General features: G+C 65.2%; 19 protein-coding genes. 5 read left to right on the forward strand and 14 right to left on the reverse strand.

Annotated features, from left to right (window positions below; genetic code table 11):
• Window positions 1-31 precede the first annotated feature (31 nt).
• The 6 genes from N536_RS0115660 to N536_RS0115685 form a co-directional block, all read right to left on the reverse strand.
• Window positions 32-277, reverse strand: coding sequence for a hypothetical protein (locus N536_RS0115660; protein WP_036436465.1), 246 nt, complete (start codon window positions 275-277; stop codon window positions 32-34).
• A 121-nt stretch (window positions 278-398) separates the two neighbouring features.
• A complete protein-coding gene (locus tag N536_RS0115665; RefSeq protein WP_029114471.1) occupies window positions 399-3,287 on the reverse strand; it encodes an RND family transporter in 2,889 nt (962 codons plus the stop codon).
• Window positions 3,284-3,724 (reverse strand): MmpS family transport accessory protein, encoded by a 441-nt coding sequence (locus N536_RS0115670; protein ID WP_029114472.1) that lies wholly within the window; start codon window positions 3,722-3,724, stop codon window positions 3,284-3,286. Before N536_RS0115670 ends, N536_RS0115665 begins: the two co-directional genes overlap by 4 nt.
• A complete protein-coding gene (locus tag N536_RS38570) occupies window positions 3,721-4,221 on the reverse strand; it encodes a MarR family winged helix-turn-helix transcriptional regulator (protein ID WP_064751552.1) in 501 nt (166 codons plus the stop codon). Before N536_RS38570 ends, N536_RS0115670 begins: the two co-directional genes overlap by 4 nt.
• A 219-nt stretch (window positions 4,222-4,440) precedes the next feature.
• A complete protein-coding gene (locus N536_RS0115680) occupies window positions 4,441-4,950 on the reverse strand; it encodes a hypothetical protein (RefSeq protein WP_051574523.1) in 510 nt (169 codons plus the stop codon).
• Window positions 4,951-4,981: 31 nt separating this feature from the next.
• Window positions 4,982-5,482 carry a DUF6328 family protein gene (locus tag N536_RS0115685; RefSeq protein ID WP_029114474.1) on the reverse strand — a complete coding sequence of 167 codons (501 nt, stop codon included), beginning with the start codon at window positions 5,480-5,482 and terminating at the stop codon, window positions 4,982-4,984.
• Window positions 5,483-5,866: 384 nt separating this feature from the next.
• Here N536_RS0115685 and N536_RS38575 point away from each other — a divergent pair, with 384 nt between their 5' ends.
• Window positions 5,867-6,289: an STAS domain-containing protein gene (locus tag N536_RS38575; protein WP_081809220.1), complete on the forward strand. Its 423-nt coding sequence runs from the start codon at window positions 5,867-5,869 to the stop codon at window positions 6,287-6,289.
• A gap of 4 nt (window positions 6,290-6,293) precedes the next feature.
• Here N536_RS38575 and usfY read toward each other — a convergent pair whose 3' ends face one another.
• Window positions 6,294-6,605: a protein UsfY gene (usfY, locus tag N536_RS0115695; RefSeq protein WP_029114475.1), complete on the reverse strand. Its 312-nt coding sequence runs from the start codon at window positions 6,603-6,605 to the stop codon at window positions 6,294-6,296.
• A 195-nt stretch (window positions 6,606-6,800) separates the two neighbouring features.
• Between usfY and N536_RS42615 the strand changes: the two genes are divergently transcribed.
• Window positions 6,801-6,974, forward strand: a complete 174-nt coding sequence (locus N536_RS42615) for a hypothetical protein (protein WP_197040143.1) — start codon at window positions 6,801-6,803, stop codon at window positions 6,972-6,974.
• Here the strand turns inward: N536_RS42615 and N536_RS0115705 are convergent.
• Window positions 6,971-7,516 carry a type 1 glutamine amidotransferase domain-containing protein gene (locus N536_RS0115705; protein WP_029114476.1) on the reverse strand — a complete coding sequence of 182 codons (546 nt, stop codon included), beginning with the start codon at window positions 7,514-7,516 and terminating at the stop codon, window positions 6,971-6,973. The genes N536_RS42615 and N536_RS0115705 overlap by 4 nt on opposite strands.
• A gap of 107 nt (window positions 7,517-7,623) precedes the next feature.
• Between N536_RS0115705 and N536_RS0115710 the strand changes: the two genes are divergently transcribed.
• Both N536_RS0115710 and N536_RS0115715 read left to right on the forward strand, forming a co-directional pair.
• Entirely contained in the window at window positions 7,624-7,992 is a 369-nt protein-coding gene (locus N536_RS0115710; protein ID WP_029114477.1) for a hypothetical protein, read from the forward strand.
• 14 nt (window positions 7,993-8,006) lie between these two features.
• Window positions 8,007-8,684: an HAD family hydrolase gene (locus N536_RS0115715; RefSeq protein ID WP_029114478.1), complete on the forward strand. Its 678-nt coding sequence runs from the start codon at window positions 8,007-8,009 to the stop codon at window positions 8,682-8,684.
• Window positions 8,685-8,706: 22 nt separating this feature from the next.
• On the opposite strand, the gene N536_RS38580 is transcribed toward N536_RS0115715, so the two are convergent.
• The 4 genes from N536_RS38580 to N536_RS0115735 form a co-directional block, all read right to left on the reverse strand.
• On the reverse strand, window positions 8,707-9,627 hold the full coding sequence (locus tag N536_RS38580; protein ID WP_081809221.1) for a mechanosensitive ion channel family protein: 921 nt from the start codon (window positions 9,625-9,627) through the stop codon (window positions 8,707-8,709).
• Window positions 9,628-9,705: 78 nt separating this feature from the next.
• A complete protein-coding gene (locus N536_RS0115725) occupies window positions 9,706-10,722 on the reverse strand; it encodes a DNA topoisomerase IB (RefSeq protein ID WP_029114479.1) in 1,017 nt (338 codons plus the stop codon).
• Between the two features lie 30 nt (window positions 10,723-10,752).
• On the reverse strand, window positions 10,753-11,289 hold the full coding sequence (locus N536_RS0115730; protein WP_029114480.1) for a cysteine hydrolase family protein: 537 nt from the start codon (window positions 11,287-11,289) through the stop codon (window positions 10,753-10,755).
• A gap of 52 nt (window positions 11,290-11,341) precedes the next feature.
• The gene (locus N536_RS0115735) at window positions 11,342-12,214 is read right to left on the reverse strand and encodes an alpha/beta fold hydrolase (RefSeq protein ID WP_029114481.1); all 873 of its coding nucleotides are present in this window, start codon (window positions 12,212-12,214) and stop codon (window positions 11,342-11,344) included.
• 107 nt (window positions 12,215-12,321) lie between these two features.
• Between N536_RS0115735 and N536_RS0115740 the strand changes: the two genes are divergently transcribed.
• Window positions 12,322-13,686, forward strand: a complete 1,365-nt coding sequence (locus N536_RS0115740) for a wax ester/triacylglycerol synthase family O-acyltransferase (protein ID WP_029114482.1) — start codon at window positions 12,322-12,324, stop codon at window positions 13,684-13,686.
• Between the two features lie 19 nt (window positions 13,687-13,705).
• On the opposite strand, the gene N536_RS0115745 is transcribed toward N536_RS0115740, so the two are convergent.
• Complete coding sequence (locus tag N536_RS0115745) at window positions 13,706-14,944, reverse strand: KasA/KasB family beta-ketoacyl-ACP synthase (RefSeq protein WP_036436468.1); 1,239 nt, start codon at window positions 14,942-14,944, stop codon at window positions 13,706-13,708.
• 160 nt (window positions 14,945-15,104) lie between these two features.
• The gene (locus tag N536_RS0115750) at window positions 15,105-15,464 is read right to left on the reverse strand and encodes an Rv2640c family ArsR-like transcriptional regulator (RefSeq protein WP_029114484.1); all 360 of its coding nucleotides are present in this window, start codon (window positions 15,462-15,464) and stop codon (window positions 15,105-15,107) included.
• Window positions 15,465-15,564: the final 100 nt, after the last annotated feature.

Genomic DNA, 15,564 nt, shown 5'->3' on the forward strand with positions numbered 1-15,564 from the left:
CGTTGCGCCGGTGCCAGGCAATCGCCCAAGGTCAGCCGGGAAGTCCCTGCTCCTCCTTCGGCAGAGGTGCCGGGCCCTTGATGCTGGGCTCCGCGACGGGAATCGGCGCTTCCGTGACCGCTGTGGTGGCCGTGACGGTGACGCCGGTGCTCATCTCGGACCCGGCGGCCTCGTCGGATCCCGACGGCCCCTGCATGATCGCAACCCCAAGGGCCGCGGCGGTGATGGCAGCACCCGCACCGATCACTGCCAGCGGTTTGATTTCCTTCACATTCACGAGTCGAATCTCCTTTACGTCCGCTAACTCCCCCTGAGGTAGCAGCGCAGTTCGGAGCTCGTCTATTCCTCGTCCGGGGTGGCGAATGTCATTGTTGCGGTGGCCGACACGCGGGTATTCGCTACGCCCGGCCGGGCAGCGCGACGGTGTCCTCGTCGTCGCGCGGTGTGCGTCGGGGTTGCGGCTTCAGGAAGTGGTTGTCGCCGCGTGGGTAGACGACCTGCGGCCACCAGAACCACCTGCCCAGCAACGTCGCGATCGACGGCATCAGCAGCGAGCGCACGATGAAGGTGTCGACCAGTAGTCCGATGGCGATGGTGGAACCCATCTGGGCAAGCACGATCAGCTTGCTGCCCATCATCCCTGCCATGGTGGCCGCGAACACGAGACCGGCGGACGTCACCACACCGCCGGTACCGGCCATGGAGCGGATGATTCCCGTCTTCAATCCGGCGTGGATTTCGTCCTTGAAGCGCGACACCAACAGCAGGTTGTAGTCGGATCCCACTGCCAACAGGATGATGACCGACATCAGCATGACCAGCCACTGCACCTGGATGCCGAACAGGTCCTGCCAGATCAGCACCGAGATGCCAAAGGACGCCGCGATGGAGCTGGCGGCCGTGCCCACGATGACGAGTGCGGCCACCGCACTGCGGGTCAGGATGAGCATGATCATGAAGATCAAGGTCAACGACGACACCACCGCGATCATCAGGTCGTAGCGGGCGCCGTCGGACATGTCCTTGTACGTTGCCGCGACCCCACCCAGATAGACCTTGGCGTCCGAGAGCGACGTCATCTTCAACGCCTCTTGCGCGGCCTTGCGTTCGGAGTCGACGCGGGCGATGCCGTCCACCGTCGCGGGGTCGCTCTGATGTGTGATGAACATGCGCGCGGACTTGCCGTCCGGCGAAAGGAACATGTCGAGACCGCGTTTGAAGTCGGGGTTGGCGAAGGCCTCCGGTGGCAGATAGAACAGGTCGTCGTTCTTCGCCTGATCGAAGCTCTGCCCCATCGCCAGGGCGGTGTCGTTACTGGCCTCCATCTGATCGAGCAAGGCCTTCTGCGAGTTGTACGACGCCAGCGACAGGTCCCTGCTCGCCTTCGTCGACGCAATCGTCTGCGGCAGGAGCGCGGTCAACTGCGGAGCGAGGGCCGCCAGCTGGTCGGTGTTGCCCTGCACGGCTCCCGTCTGGTCGGTGAGCTGATCGATACCGTCGAGGGAGTCGAAGAGCGCACGCATCGCAGAGCACATCGGGATGTCGAAACAGTGTGGCTCCCAATAGAAGTAGCTACGCAGGGGCCGGAACTGGTCGTCGAAGTCGGCGATGTGGTCCCGTAGTTCTTCGGTGGTCGCCAGAAGCTCCCGTGACTTGGCGGCTGAATCCTGCGTGAGTTTCGTTTGTTGGAGGGAGAGTTGATACTGCCTCTCCATGATGTCGATCGAGACGTTCGTCGCGTCGATCATCTTCAGCTGGTTGGCCAACTGTTCGCGCTGGAACGGCAGGTTCATGTTGCTCGTCTGTCCCTGAACACTCGTCTGGAACGGAATCGAGCTGTGCTGAATCGGAATTCCCAACGGGCGCGTGATGTTCTGCACCATCGCGATGCCGTCGGTGTGCATGACGTTTCGGGCCACCGCGTTGAGGACCAGCATGTCGGCGGGATTGCGCATGTCGTGATCGGCATTGACCATCAGGATGTCGGGGTTCATCCGGGCCTGCGAGAAGTGCCGGTCGGCGGCGGCGAAGCCGATGTTGGTCGGGGCGTCCGCCGGCATGTAGTAGCGGTCGTTGTAGGCGGGCTTGTATCCCGGGATGGCCACGATGCCGATCAGCACGATGAACAAGCTGGCCACCAGAATTGGGCCTGGCCAACGGACCACCGCGGTACCGACCCGTCGCCAAAACCTGCTCTGCGGAGGACGTTTCGATTCGTAGAGCCCCACCCGGCTGCCCAGGAACAGGATGGCAGGCCCCAGCGTGACGGCGATCGCCACGACCACGATCATCCCGATCGCGACTGGCGCGCCCATGGTGCTGAAGTAGGGCAGTCGCGCGAAGCTCAGGCAGTACGTCGCCCCGGCGATGGTCAGGCCCGAGCCGACGATGACCGGAGCTACTGACCGAAATGTGGTGTAGTACGCGGCATCCCGGTCTTCGCCCATGCCGCGCGCCTCACGGTAGCGACCGAAGACGAAGATGCCGTAGTCGGTGGCCGCCGCGATCGCCAGCATCGTCAGGATGTTGCCCGCGAACGTCGTCAGGCCGAAGGCGCCGTGGCTGGCGAGCACCGACACCACTCCGCGCGCAGTCAGCAATCCGAGGAAGGTCAGGAAGAGCTGAATCAGCGTCGTGACGATCGAGCGGTAGACGATCAGCAACATGCCCGCGATCCCGACGAGGGTGAGCAGCGTGATCTGAGCGAGGCTGGCATTGCCGATGACGTGCAGGTCGTCGGTGAGCGCGGCGGGGCCTGCGACGTAGGCCTGCACGCCCGGTGGAGCCTTGGTGTCCGCGATGACCTCGCGTACGGCCTGAACGCCTTCGTTGGCCAACGTCTGGCCCTGCTCGCCCGCGAGGTTGAGCATGACGTAGGAGGCCTTGCGGTCGGCGCTCTGCGCCCCTGCCGCGGTAAGCGTGTCGCCCCAGAAGTCCTGGATGTGCTGGATGTGCTTTGGGTCTTGGCGAAGCTTCTGGATGATCTCGTCGTAGTAGCGGTGGGCGTCCGGCCCGAGGGGCTGCTGGCCCTCGACGACGATCATCACCGTGCTGTTGGAATTGAATTCCTTGAAGTTGCCGCCCATCAACTTCATCGCCTGCATCGACGGCGCGTCCTCGGGAGCCATCGGCGCCGAATGCTGCTCGCCGACCACCTCGAGCTGCGGAGCGATCACGTTCACCAACACGGCGAACAGGATCCAGAACAAGATGATCGGCAGCGCCAGGATGCGCAGAGCGTGGGCGAAGACCGGTCTCTTCTGGTGCGCGGTAGCGGTGTCGGTCATGCGGACTTCACCAGGCAGTAGGTCTGGGCGTTGATCCCACTGGCGGACTGCTCCTCACGAATGGTTCCGTTCACGGTGACGCGGCATCCAATCTGGTCGCCATCGGTCTGTGCCATGAGATTGGCGCTGACGGTCGGCAACGTCGTTGACAAGGTGACCGACCACGGCAGGGCCACGTCGATCGAGTGCACGTTCGCATCGGGGTCGAAGTAACTGATCCGGGCACTGCTGCCGGGCGATCCGTAGACGTCGTAGACCATCACCTTTGGGTTGAACTGGACGATCTCGATACCGGCACCGGCGTTCGCGTTGAGGTCCGCAGACGCGAACTGCTTATGCAAACGGGTGACGACGAGCGCCGAGATGGAAAGCACGACGATGAGTACCAACGGGATCCAGATCTTCTTCAGCGCGCGACCCAACGGAAGGGCCTTCACCCCAAGGCCTTTCGCTCGTCGTGCGCCAGTGGACAGTTCCGTGGATCGTCGGCGTTGGTTGCCAGTTGACTCAGCACCGGAGAGGCCACCCGGGCGCTGAGCCACAGCTGGCACTGCTCCTCCGCAGTCAACGTGGCCAACAACGCCGCCAGCCGCTCTCTCCGCTTTCGCTTCTTGTCGTCGAGTAGTGCCTGACCGTGTCCTGTGATGCCGATGAGGGCAGCGCGCCCGTCGTCGGGATCGGCGAGGCGGGTCACCAGGTCCTGACGCTCCAGCCGCTGGATCAGTTGAGTCATCGACGGTTGGCTGACGCCTTCCTTGGCGGCGAGGGCGGTAAGTCGAATCGGCCCTTCCCGGCAGACCCGATTCAGTACGAACGCAGCCGATGCGCTCAATTCCGCGCGGTCGGACAGGAATCGGGCCGTCAGGTCCATTGCCTGGTCGAGAAGCTCACCGACGCAGTCCTTGGCATCTTCATCGGTCAGCCGCTTTCCCATTCGATATCTATATCACGCAGCCTATATAGCAGCAATCGGGACCGAACCCAGCGCCAACCGGCGACGCTCCCGAAGTACGGTCAGTGGCCCGAAGCCACCTGTTTCCCATGCTCATTCCCGTCCAAACCGGGCAGAGAAGCGCGCATCGACCCGTGTCGTCCGGATGCATCGATGATTGGTGAACCACCAACTACATAGAACGGGCTATGCAGTACGCGATCACGGGTACGCGACGAAGTCCATGGGAGGACCGTTCAATTCGGCTACCTCGCGGTCTGCGACCGTGGTCGCGATGGCGGTTCCGTCCCGAACCACGGCGTAGATGCACACCTCGTCGTTGACAGCGAAAGCCGTACCGGCACTGCCGATTCGGTTTCCTCGGTCAGTGATCGTTGCGGTGTCCGCGTTGATCAGGTAAGTGCGGGCGAACCCGTTGGGACTGCGTGCCGTCACCCGGTCCGCGGAGACCGCCACCAAGGTGCCCTGCTGGCTGACGGATTGAGCCACCGGCGCCGGTTCGGGGGCGTGCTGGCGATAGGGACCGGACGCGCCGACGAAGAACACCACCGCCGCGGATGCGACAGCGGCGAACATCACCGTTGCAGTGACCGCGGCAAAGATGCGGTTGAACCGGCCGTCGTCCAGATCCGGCCGCCGATGCTTGGAGCCCATGCCCTGGGTCTCGCTTTCCGCAGTCACCGCTGTCTTGGCGTCGCTGCCGGTGACCACTGTCTTCCGATGCGCTAGAGGTACCCCTCGTTCAACGCCCAGAAACGCGCATCCATACCGGGACGATCACCCAGAATGACGCAAAGGCCGCAAGCGCCGTCGCGCCGGCGATCACACCGGCCGTCTTTCCGGACACGGCGTCGAAGATGACGACCGTCGTCGCCACCATCGCCAGGCCCAACAACAGCAAGCCGGAGTACGCCATCCGGTGTGCGGCGGAGACCAGCGACTTGAGTCGGTGCTGCCGGAACAACACGCGGTGCATCCCGACCGGGGCGATCAGCAGCACCGTCGACGACACCGCGAGCGCAACGGCGGTGAGGTACACGAGCCGGATGTCGTGGTCGAGCGCCTCGAATCGCTGCTGAAACGGCAGGGTCAGGAGGAAGCCGGTCAGCAGTTGCACGCCGGTCTGCACCACCCGCAGTTCCTGCAACAGGCTGGACCAATTGCGGTCCAGCCGTTCGGTTTGGGTTTCCCGCCGAGCCGACTGATCCCACTTTGCGTCGTCCTCTGGCCGGTCGACGTCCACCTCGTGATCATCCCATCTCGAAGCCCCACTCACGGCGGTCATCGCTGATTCTCCGGGCGTATCGGGCACCGTCGTCACCCGCTGATTCGCGGGCACGGAAAGCGGGTCCGCGGAATCGGTCGCCTCATTCACCGCTGCCGTCCGACCACCACCGGATCGGGCCTCGGACGACCCGGTTGACCAGCGATTATTACGACAATTCAACACTCATTGTTCACCCGCCGATTTCGTACTACCCTTTGCTCAGGTTGAGTTAACAGCCGAAGGAGACGTCATCGACGCCCGGGGCTGCCGCTCCGAGCGACGGCTTTCAGCCAACAGAGCCCATCATCCTGACGTGAGCCTCAGTACGAGTACTTCGACTGACGGAGTTTCACCATGTCAATGGCCCCTACGAGACCCCATAAACCGCCGGCCCATGCCTCACGGGAACGGGTCCACTTCAGCAGCTGCCCCATCAGCGCGTCGACGTTGGTAGTGACGGCTGAAGGCGAGATCGACGCGAGCAATGCCCGCGGCCTCGCCGACTACGTCGAGAGCGTTCTCGACTCCTCCACCAGGCTGATCGTCGACCTACGCGGCCTGCACTTCTTTGGGACCCAAGGGTTTTCGACGCTTCACACGGTGAACGTCACCTGTTCACGCCGCGGCGTGACCTGGTGCGCGATCCCGGGTCCGGAGGTGGAAAGGCTGTTGCGGATCTGCGACCCTGGCGGCGGCCTTCCCGTTGAACCCACGCTGGAGAAGGCGGTCGCGTCCGTGGTGCGGGGCCCGCGGAGTCACTTGCGGATGCTGCCGCCCACGTAGGAACTCAACTCGTTGGCGGCTCCGCGTGCGCCTGCGGATGCTCGGCGAGCCAACGCGCTTCCTTCCGGCGCACCCGCATGTGGACCAGGTACACCCATCCACCGCCCACCGCTGCGGCGACGACCGCCACCACTGCGGCGGTCACGCCGACCGACGAGTGGCCGGATGCGAACGTGGCGAGCGAGACCACCATCGCCACGACGGCTATGGCCAGCAGGATCAGGCCGGGAGCGTTGACGCCGTTCTTCATCGTCTCGCCCGCGTGCTGACGCGTCGTTCGGGCGTGATCAACGGGGTCTTTGGAGGTGTCTCCCATCGCACCGCTCCTTTCGATCGAGCCGATCACTGACCGGCATGCCCACGGTCACGGATCGGCTACCCGGCGAAAGGTGGGCGGAAACTGCGGGCCCGTGATCGTTGACATGGCTCTTGCAGCCGGTTGGACGGGCCGGAATCGGGGTAACGCTGCACGACGACCTGAAGCGGCAGACGTAGAGAGGGAGATGCCCGAATGACTGGTCCCGAACACGGAAAGACCGAGGCGGACGTCGACGACGATCCGCACATCGCCCGCTCGCGCGCCGATGCCGAAGAGGACGGCTCATACGTGGGCCGCACAACTTCCGACGACGACTTCGACGCCGGAGAGACCGGAGCGGAGGCCCGCGGGCGGCACCGCCGCTAGCCGGCCGAGAACCGGCCGACGATGGCCTTGCAGAATGCGGGCAGATCGTCGGGCGACCGGCTGGAGATGAGGTTGCCGTCGACGGCGACCTCCTCGTCGACCGGATGCGCGCCCGCATTGCGTAGGTCGGTACGAAGGCTCGGATACGAGGTCAACGTCCGTCCCTTGACCACGCCGGCCTCGACGAGCGTCCACGGCCCGTGGCAGATCACGCCTACCGGCTTGCCCGACTCGACGAAGTCATGCACGAACGCGATCGCCGACCGGTCGAGGCGCAACTTGTCCGCATTGACGGTGCCGCCGGGTATCACCAGGCCGTCGAATTCGTCGACGGCGGCGTCGCCGACCTGCCGGTCGACGCGGAATTCGCCCGCGGGCTCGAGATCGTGGTCACGCGCGTCGATCGACCCCGTCTCGAGCGACAGCAATTCGGTGTCGCCGCCGGCCTGCTGTATGGCTGCCATCGGCTCCTCGAGTTCACGGCGTTCGACTCCGTTGGTAGCCAGAATCGCGATCCGCTTGCCTTCCAATACGTTGCTCATGACGTTCGCATTTCCCCGCCCAAATCCCGCCAAACATCGCGCCGGTTACCCCGTCCACCTGTCGGGTATGCCGTACCCAGTCAGCATCGATTCGGGAGGTGGCCGCCATGTCCGCAGCAGACGTTGAACACGAAGAGCGCGAGCAGTCCGCCGTCCGAGAGGCCGCGCCCGGAGGAAGGCACGCCGTCGTCAACTGGGTCCTGGCGCTCCTGACCATTCCCGGCGCCATCGCCGTCGTCGCGTACTCCTACCTACAGGTGATGAGCACGGCCGCATGCGTCGAACGGGCGTGCCGGCTGGGACCGGGTGAGTTCGTATTCGGCCTGATCATGTACGGCACACCCGTGGTCGCCGTCGTCGCGATCGTGCTGTCGTTCTTCACCGCTCGCCGTCCTCGCGGGTTCGTCGTGCCCGCCCTCGCGTGGGCATGGCTGGTGATCGCTGCGGTGATTCTCGCTTTGACGTTCGACACGTAGCCGACACTCCAGCAATGGCCCCCGCACCCGCAGTCCTGTTCGACATCGACGGCACCCTGGTGGATTCGAACTATCTTCATGTCCACGCGTGGCAACGCGCCTTCACCGAAGTGGGACTGGAGATCCAATCGTGGCGCATCCACCGCTGCATCGGCATGGATGGGTCGTCGCTGGTGGCCGAACTGGCGTCAGACCAAATCGACGACCCCGAGCGGGTGAAGGATCTGCATTCCAGCTTCTACGCCGAGACGACGGGCCTGCTGCGACCCCTTCCCGGAGCGCGCGAACTCCTCGACGCCGTCGCCGACCTCGGCCTGCAGGTCGTGCTGGCGACGTCGGCGCCTGAGGACGAATTGGCGATCCTGCGCAAGGTTCTCGACCGGGACGACATTGTTTCCGCGCTGACCTCGTCGGCCGACGTCGACTCCGCGAAGCCCGATCCCGACATTGTGCGCGTCGCGCTCGACCGTGCCGGGGTGGGCCCGGAGCGGGCCGTGTTCGTCGGCGACACCGTGTGGGATGTGGAGGCCGCGGCCCGTGCAGGCGTGGAGTGCCTCTGCCTGCGCAGCGGCGGCATCTCGCAGGCCGAACTCGAGTATGCAGGCGCCACCGCGGTATTCGACGATCCGCGCAGCCTCGTCGAGCATCTCGGCGACACCCGAATCGACAGGTTGGCCATGTCCAAGACATGACGAGGACCTGACGGGGTTTTCGTCAGGCGGCGTCGACCGTTGCCGTGCCACTGGCGATTCCGGCGCGCCGCAGCGCAGCCACCACCAGCACGCGCAACCACCTGCCGACGTCGAACTGCTTGCCAGGAAGCGTGCGTGCGACCATCCGAAGGTTGACGGTGTCCACGCCGATGCTCTCGACGCCCATCAACGACGGCTCGTCGAGTAGCAGCTCCGCAAGCCCCTCGTCCTTCATCGCGTTGGCCGAGACGCCGCGGAGAACGTCGTTGATCCGGTTCAGGTCCGCGGATGCAGGCACAGGGATGTCGACGACGGCGCGTGCCCAATCCTTGGACAGATTCAGCGATTTCACGATCTGCCCGTTGGGCACCGTGAAGACTTCACCGTCACTGTTACGAAGCTTGGTGACGCGCAACGTGACGTCCTCGACGGTTCCTCTCGCATCGTTGGCCGAGCCGGTGATCGTGAGCTGGACCAGATCACCGAAGCCGTACTGCTTTTCGGTGATGATGAAGAACCCGCTCAACAGGTCCTGAACGATGCGCTGAGCACCGAAACCAAGGGCGGCGCCCAACACTGCGGCGGGCGCCACCAGTGAGCCCACGGGGAGTCCCAGCGTATTGATGATGTCGACTGCGACCACGACGTAGAGAAGCGCGACCAACACCGAGGAGATGACCGACGCAACGGCCTTGCGGTGCTTGACGGTTTCGGATCGAACGGTGGCGCCGACCTCGACGTCGTCGTCGAGGCGGCTGCTGATCTTCCCGGCGATCCAGCGGATCACCCGGGTGGCGAGCACCGTGCCGATCACCACGAGCACGAGGTGTAGCCCGCTGGTGGCGATCCAGTGCCCGAACGGCGACGCGAAGAACGCGTTCCAGGTGTCGTGCACCCGCGCTCCCTTCACTTCGAGGCTCTGGTCTCCATGGTCCAGCCGCATGCCTTCCCGACACCTGCGGATGCCAAACGTGATCGACCGCACCGATCGACGCGGCGGCCTCGTGTGCGCGCCGTCGAATCAGCCCTTGGCAACGCGCTGTATGAGCGTTCGGGTGCCTTTGTCCAGGATCGCCTGCCTCTCATCGGCGTCTCGGCAACGTGCGGCTCGCTTGACCGCGGTGGCGATGGTGAGGTTGCTCTCATATCCGGTGACGACGCGCGGATCGACGTACGACCCGCGGGCGACGGCGGGGGTATTGCCGAGAGCCTCCGACACCTCCTTCATCACCGCCGACTCCACCCGTTTGATCACGGCCTTCGACACCGGCGGGTCCGCGTCGACGAAGGCCTCGGCAGCCAAAACGGTGCCATGCCAGGTGCGTAGGTCCTTGACGCTGTACTCGTCGCCCATCAACTCCTTGAAACGTGCGTTGAGATCTTCGGCGTGGATGTCCACCCATCCGCTGACGTCCCGGCAGACCAGAAATCTGTCGGTCCGATCAGGTCTGCGCAGCAGTGAGCGGACCGCCTTGACCACCTCGGGGTCTTGCACTTCCAGCGTCCTGCGGACTCCGCTCTTGGCGGGATAGTCGAACGCGACCGTCCCGTTGCGCAGCGTGACGTGTTCGCACAACAACGTCGCGAGCCCATGGGAGTCGTTCTCCTCGGCGTACTGCTCGCCGCCTGCGCGAAAGTAGCCGAGGTCCACCAGATGCAGTGCGAGCGCCAGTATCCGGTCCCGCTCGAGACCGCGACCGCGCAGATCCGCTGCCACTCGGGCGCGCCATTCGGGCAGCCGCTTCGACATCTCCAGCACGCGGTCGAACTTCTCCTCGGCCCGCTCCTCCTGCCACCGCTGGTGATAGAGGTACTGGCGACGGCCCGCGACGTCGGTGCCGACGGCCTGAATGTGCCCGTTGGCGTGCGGGCAGATCCACACGTTCTTCCACGCGGGCGGGATCACCAGCTCCTTGATGCGTTGCAGCGCGGCCGGGTCGTCGAGCGGCTTGCCGTCTGGCGCATGGTACGAGAACCCCTTGCCCCGGCGCTTTCGCGTGATGCCGGGGCCGGAGAGTTCACTACGGCGCAGTCGCATGGGCGAGTAATACCCATGAAACGTCAACTGTCACAGGCATTTCTCCGCGGGCAGTATCTCCGCATCCATGTTGCGCTGCATCATCTTCAGCGCCGCATCGCCCAATTCGGGGATGATGTGCGCCACGGCGTCCTGCGGTACGACGACGTCGAGGTGCCGGATGTAGCCGTCCAGGGCGCTGTAGAGGATGCACTGTTCGGTGACCTGACCGGCCAACACGATGCGCGTGGCGTCCAGCTGAGTCAGCAGGTACCCCAGTGTCGTGGCGTAGAAGGCGCTGTGGCGGACCTTCGTCAGGAACGGCAGGTCGGCGTCGGGCACGATCGGCTCGACGAGTTCGGGCCTGGCGCCGTTCAGAGCGGCTTGCACCACTTCGGCGCGGCCGGCGCTGAAGTCACCACGATTGTCATTGATGTAGATCAGTTCGACGTCGTCCCGCTCGCGAGCCTCGGCGATCAACTGCGCCATCGGGTCGATCACCTTCGCCACGTTGGCGGCGAGCGCGTCGGCGTCGGGATGGTCGTAGGTGTTCAGCATGTCGATCACCAGTACGGCAGTGGTAGTCACCCGTCAGGGATACCCGCCACCGGTCGGCCAAACTACGTCGCCGATCGACGGGTTAGACGTGCCGCAACACCGGCTGGGAGCCCGAGACGCCGGTCCTCGCGATGAAGTCGTCGATGAGGTCGACCACCTCGATGGGCGCCTCGACGTGTGCGAAGTGTCCGACGTCGGGTAGCACCTCGACCCGGCAGTCCGGCCTGGCCTCCAGCGCGGAGTAGGCGTGGTCGACCGGGATGATGGTGTCCTGCTCGCCCCAGATGGCCAGGGTCGGCAGATCGGCTCGCAGATTCAACCGGTTCAGTGCGCTCACCGATTGACCGCGGTAGTCGACGACGGAACGCAGGGTCCGCAGGAATGCCGCCCGGGTCTCCGCGTCGGCGAACGACGAGTACGCGTTCCAGATCTCCGCGCCGCGCGGCGAACGCAGACCCAGCGAACTCAGCCAGCCCCGCACCGAGTTGCCCGCGCGAAGCACCGGCGACGGTGCGATGACCGGCATGATCAGTTCGGCGCCGGGCGCGGCCAGTAGCCGCAGAATCCAGCCGACGTCGGGCCCGAGCCCCCCGCTGCTGATCAGGATCAGCCTGCGGCAGTAGTCGGGATGCTGGTACAGGAACTGCATGGCGATCCCACCCCCGAGGGAGTGGCCGACGACCGTGGCGGATTCGACGCCCAGTTCGTCGAGCAGATCGCGCAGCCCGACGGCGAATGCGCCCAACGAATAATCGGTGCGCGGCTTGGACGACCGTCCGTGTCCCAGCAGGTCGGGGGCGATCACCCGGTACTTCTTGGCGAGATGAGGCATGACCGCACGCCACGTCTCCGAGCTTCCCGCCATGCCGTGGATCAGCAGCAGCGCCTCGCCCTCGCCCTCGTCGCGGACCGCGAACTGCTCGCCGTGAATGTCGATGAACTTGGGTTCTGTCATTGCAGCCTCCCTATCCCCTTGCCCCGAGACTACCGGCGGGTAACTTTCCGAGTCCACATTTGCCCTGGAACGCATGCGCCCGGTGTGAGGTGGGTAACGTCACCATCATGAAGTTGATCTCGCCGACAGACTCGATGTTCCTGATCGGCGAATCACGCGAGCACCCGATGCACGTCGCGGGGTTGCAGCTGTTCGAGCCCCCGAGCGACGCCGGTCCCGACTTCGTCCGCGACCTCTACGAGGCGATGATCAAGCACGACCACTTCCAGCCGACGTTCCGCAAGCATCCAGCGATCCTCTTCGGTGGCATCAGCAACCTGGCCTGGACGTTCGACGACGACGTCGACCTCGACTACCACGTGCGCCGGTCGGCGCTGCCGCGCCCCGGCCGGGTGCGGGACCTCCTGGAGTTGACGTCGCGGTTGCACGGCACGCTGCTCGACCGGCACCGGCCGCTGTGGGAAACCCACTTCATCGAAGGCCTGCAGGACGGGCGGTTCGCCGTCTACGCCAAGTTCCACCACGCCCTGATCGACGGCGTCTCCGCGCAGCGGCTCACGATGCGATCGATGACGCCGAACCCCGACGACCGCGAGATGCGGGTGCCGTGGACGCTCGGGCCGATGGCGGGAAGCAAGGAGCCGGCCCACTCGCGGTCGACCGTGCGGACGGTCATCGATGCCGCGGGAACCCTTGCGGCACTGGGGCCCTCGGCCCTCACCGTGGCCCGCGCCGCGTTGCTCGAGCAGCAGTTGACCCTGCCGTTCCGGGCACCGAAGACGATGTTCAACGTGCCCATCGGCGGCGCACGGCGCGCGGCCGCGCAGTCCTGGCCACTCGCCCGCATCAAGGGCGTGAAGAACGCCACCGGAGCGACCGTCAACGACGTAGTGCTTGCGATGTGCGCGGGCGCGCTACGCGCCTACCTCAGCGAGCAGGAGGCGCTGCCCGATACTCCGTTGGTCGCCATGGTTCCCGTCAGCCTGCGCACTGCGGACGATCAGGACGCCGGCGGAAACATGGTCGGTACGATCCTCTGCAATCTGGCCACCGACCTCGAGGATCCCGCGAAGCGGCTCGATGCGATCAGCACGTCGATGCGCGAGAACAAGAAGGTGTTCAGCCAACTCCCGCGCACGCAGGCCCTGGCATTGTCGGCGTTCCTGAGCTCCGGCGTCGCGTTCGGCCTCGTTCCCGGCCTGGTCGGATCGACCCCACCGCCGTTCAACATCGTCATCTCGAACGTGCCCGGCGCGCGAGAACCGATGTACTGGAACGGTGCCCGCCTCGACGGCAACTACCCGCTGTCGATCGCACTGGACGGCCAAGCGCTCAACATCACGCTGACGAACAACGCCGACAACCTCGACTTCGGACTCGTCGGCTGTCGGCGCAGCGTGCCCCACCTGCAGCGGCTGCTCGGGCATCTCGAGGATTCACTTGCCGACCTGGAACGCGCTTGCGGGATCTGAATTCCCTTGGGCCGGAGCGTCAGTACTTGCCGAAGGCCAGCACGACGTTGTATCCGCCGAACGCGAACGTGCTGCTCAACGCGTAGCGATAATCGGCCTTCCTGGCCTGTCCGCTGACCACGTCGAGATCGATCCGCTCGTCGAGTTCCTTGAGGTTGAGCGTCGGGGGCACGATGCCGTCCCGCAAAGCCAGCACCGTCAGCACGGCCTCGATGGCGCCCGCAGATCCAAAGGTGTTGCCCAACGCGGCCTTCGGTGCATACACCGCAGGCCCATGGCTGCCGAACGCCTTCTGCAGCGCGGTCGCCTCGACGAGGTCGCCGTCGACGGTGCCTGCGGCGTGGGCGTTCACGTGGTCGATGTCGTCGGGCGCCAGGCCGGCGAGCTCCATGGTTCGCAGCAGCGCGTGGGTCTCTTGTTCGGCGTCCGGGTCGGAGAACAACATGTCGTAGCCATCGGACGTCGTTGCTGCGCCGAGCACGCGGGCCAGGATGTGCGCACCCCGCGCCTTTGCGTGGGCTTCCGTCTCCATGATCATCAGCGCGCCGCCCTCGCCGAGCACCATGCCGGTTCGGTTCCGGTCGAAGGGGCGGCACGCGCCGATCGGATCGTCGTTGTCGGTGGACAGGACGCCTTCGGTCTGGGCGTACGACGCGATGGGCACGGCTTCGATGTGGGACTCCACGCCACCGCAGATCACGATGTCGGCGTCACCGAAGATGATCTGCCGCCACGCCTCTGCGACGGCGCTTGCTCCGGAAGCATGCGCCATCATCGGCGCCGAGACGCCACCACGCGCGCCACGGTCCAGTCCCACCGCGGCCGCAGGCCCGTTGGGCATGAACATCTGGACGAACAGCGGGGATACCGCCCGCAGACCACGTTGGCGCATGTCGTCGTAGGCGAAGATGATCTCTTCGGTGCTGCCCAGCCCGGTGCCGATCGACACCGCCAGTCGAGTCGGGTCGACGTCGGGAGATCCGCTGTGCGCCCACGCCCGACGGCCTAGCAGCAGTGCCATCTTCTGCAGATAGGACAGTCGTCGCAGTTCTACGCGGCTCAGCTGAGTGTCGAAGTCCTCGAGCAACTTGCCGCCGATGCGGGCCGGCAGGCCCAGTTCCTCCACGAACGGTTCGGTCAGCGGACGGATGCCGCTGCGGCCGTCGATCAGTGCCGTCCAGGTCTCCTCGGCGTCGGCCGCCAGCGCACTGGTCATCGCGACACCGGTGATGACAACGTCAGGAAGTTCGCCTCGCATCAAGCCGCCTGTTCAAGTGTTCTTTGATCGGGTGCCGCACGGACGACCCCGGGCACCAAATTTACCGAGTCCCGCTCCGGCCCGCCGCACAGCCTTGGGTTGCACGGCAAACGCGAAGCTGCGGTGGGCTACCCCATTTGCGACGGAGCAACCAGATTGCCTAGGTGCAGCAGTTGGGGTCCAGCACCGCGCACAGCGCTCCGAGCGCGTCGCGGTGCGCGCGGTGATAGACGTTCATGCCGCGACGTTCGGACTCGACGAGTCCCGCCCGACGGAGCTGGGTGAGGTGGTGGCTGACCGTCGACTCGGTGAGGCTTAACGCGGCGGCGAGATCACCGCTGTTCTCCTCGCCGGCCGACGAACTGAACAGATACGACATGATCTTCACCCGCGCAGGATCGGCGAGCGCCTTGAGCCGCAGCGCGACGTGCAGCGCGTCGTCGTCGCTCATCGGGCCTGCCGCGACCGGTGCGCAGCAGACCGGCGCGGACATGTCGATCGTTGGCAGCGTCTTGGGCACATACCGATTCTGCCGATAACATTGACATAAGTCAAAAAGGTAGGCATTCTGGCCAGGGTGCACCAATTCGACATAAGTCACACACGTACACAACTCACAG

Source organism: Mycobacterium sp. URHB0044, assembly GCF_000620625.1.
Taxonomy (GTDB): domain Bacteria; phylum Actinomycetota; class Actinomycetes; order Mycobacteriales; family Mycobacteriaceae; genus Mycobacterium.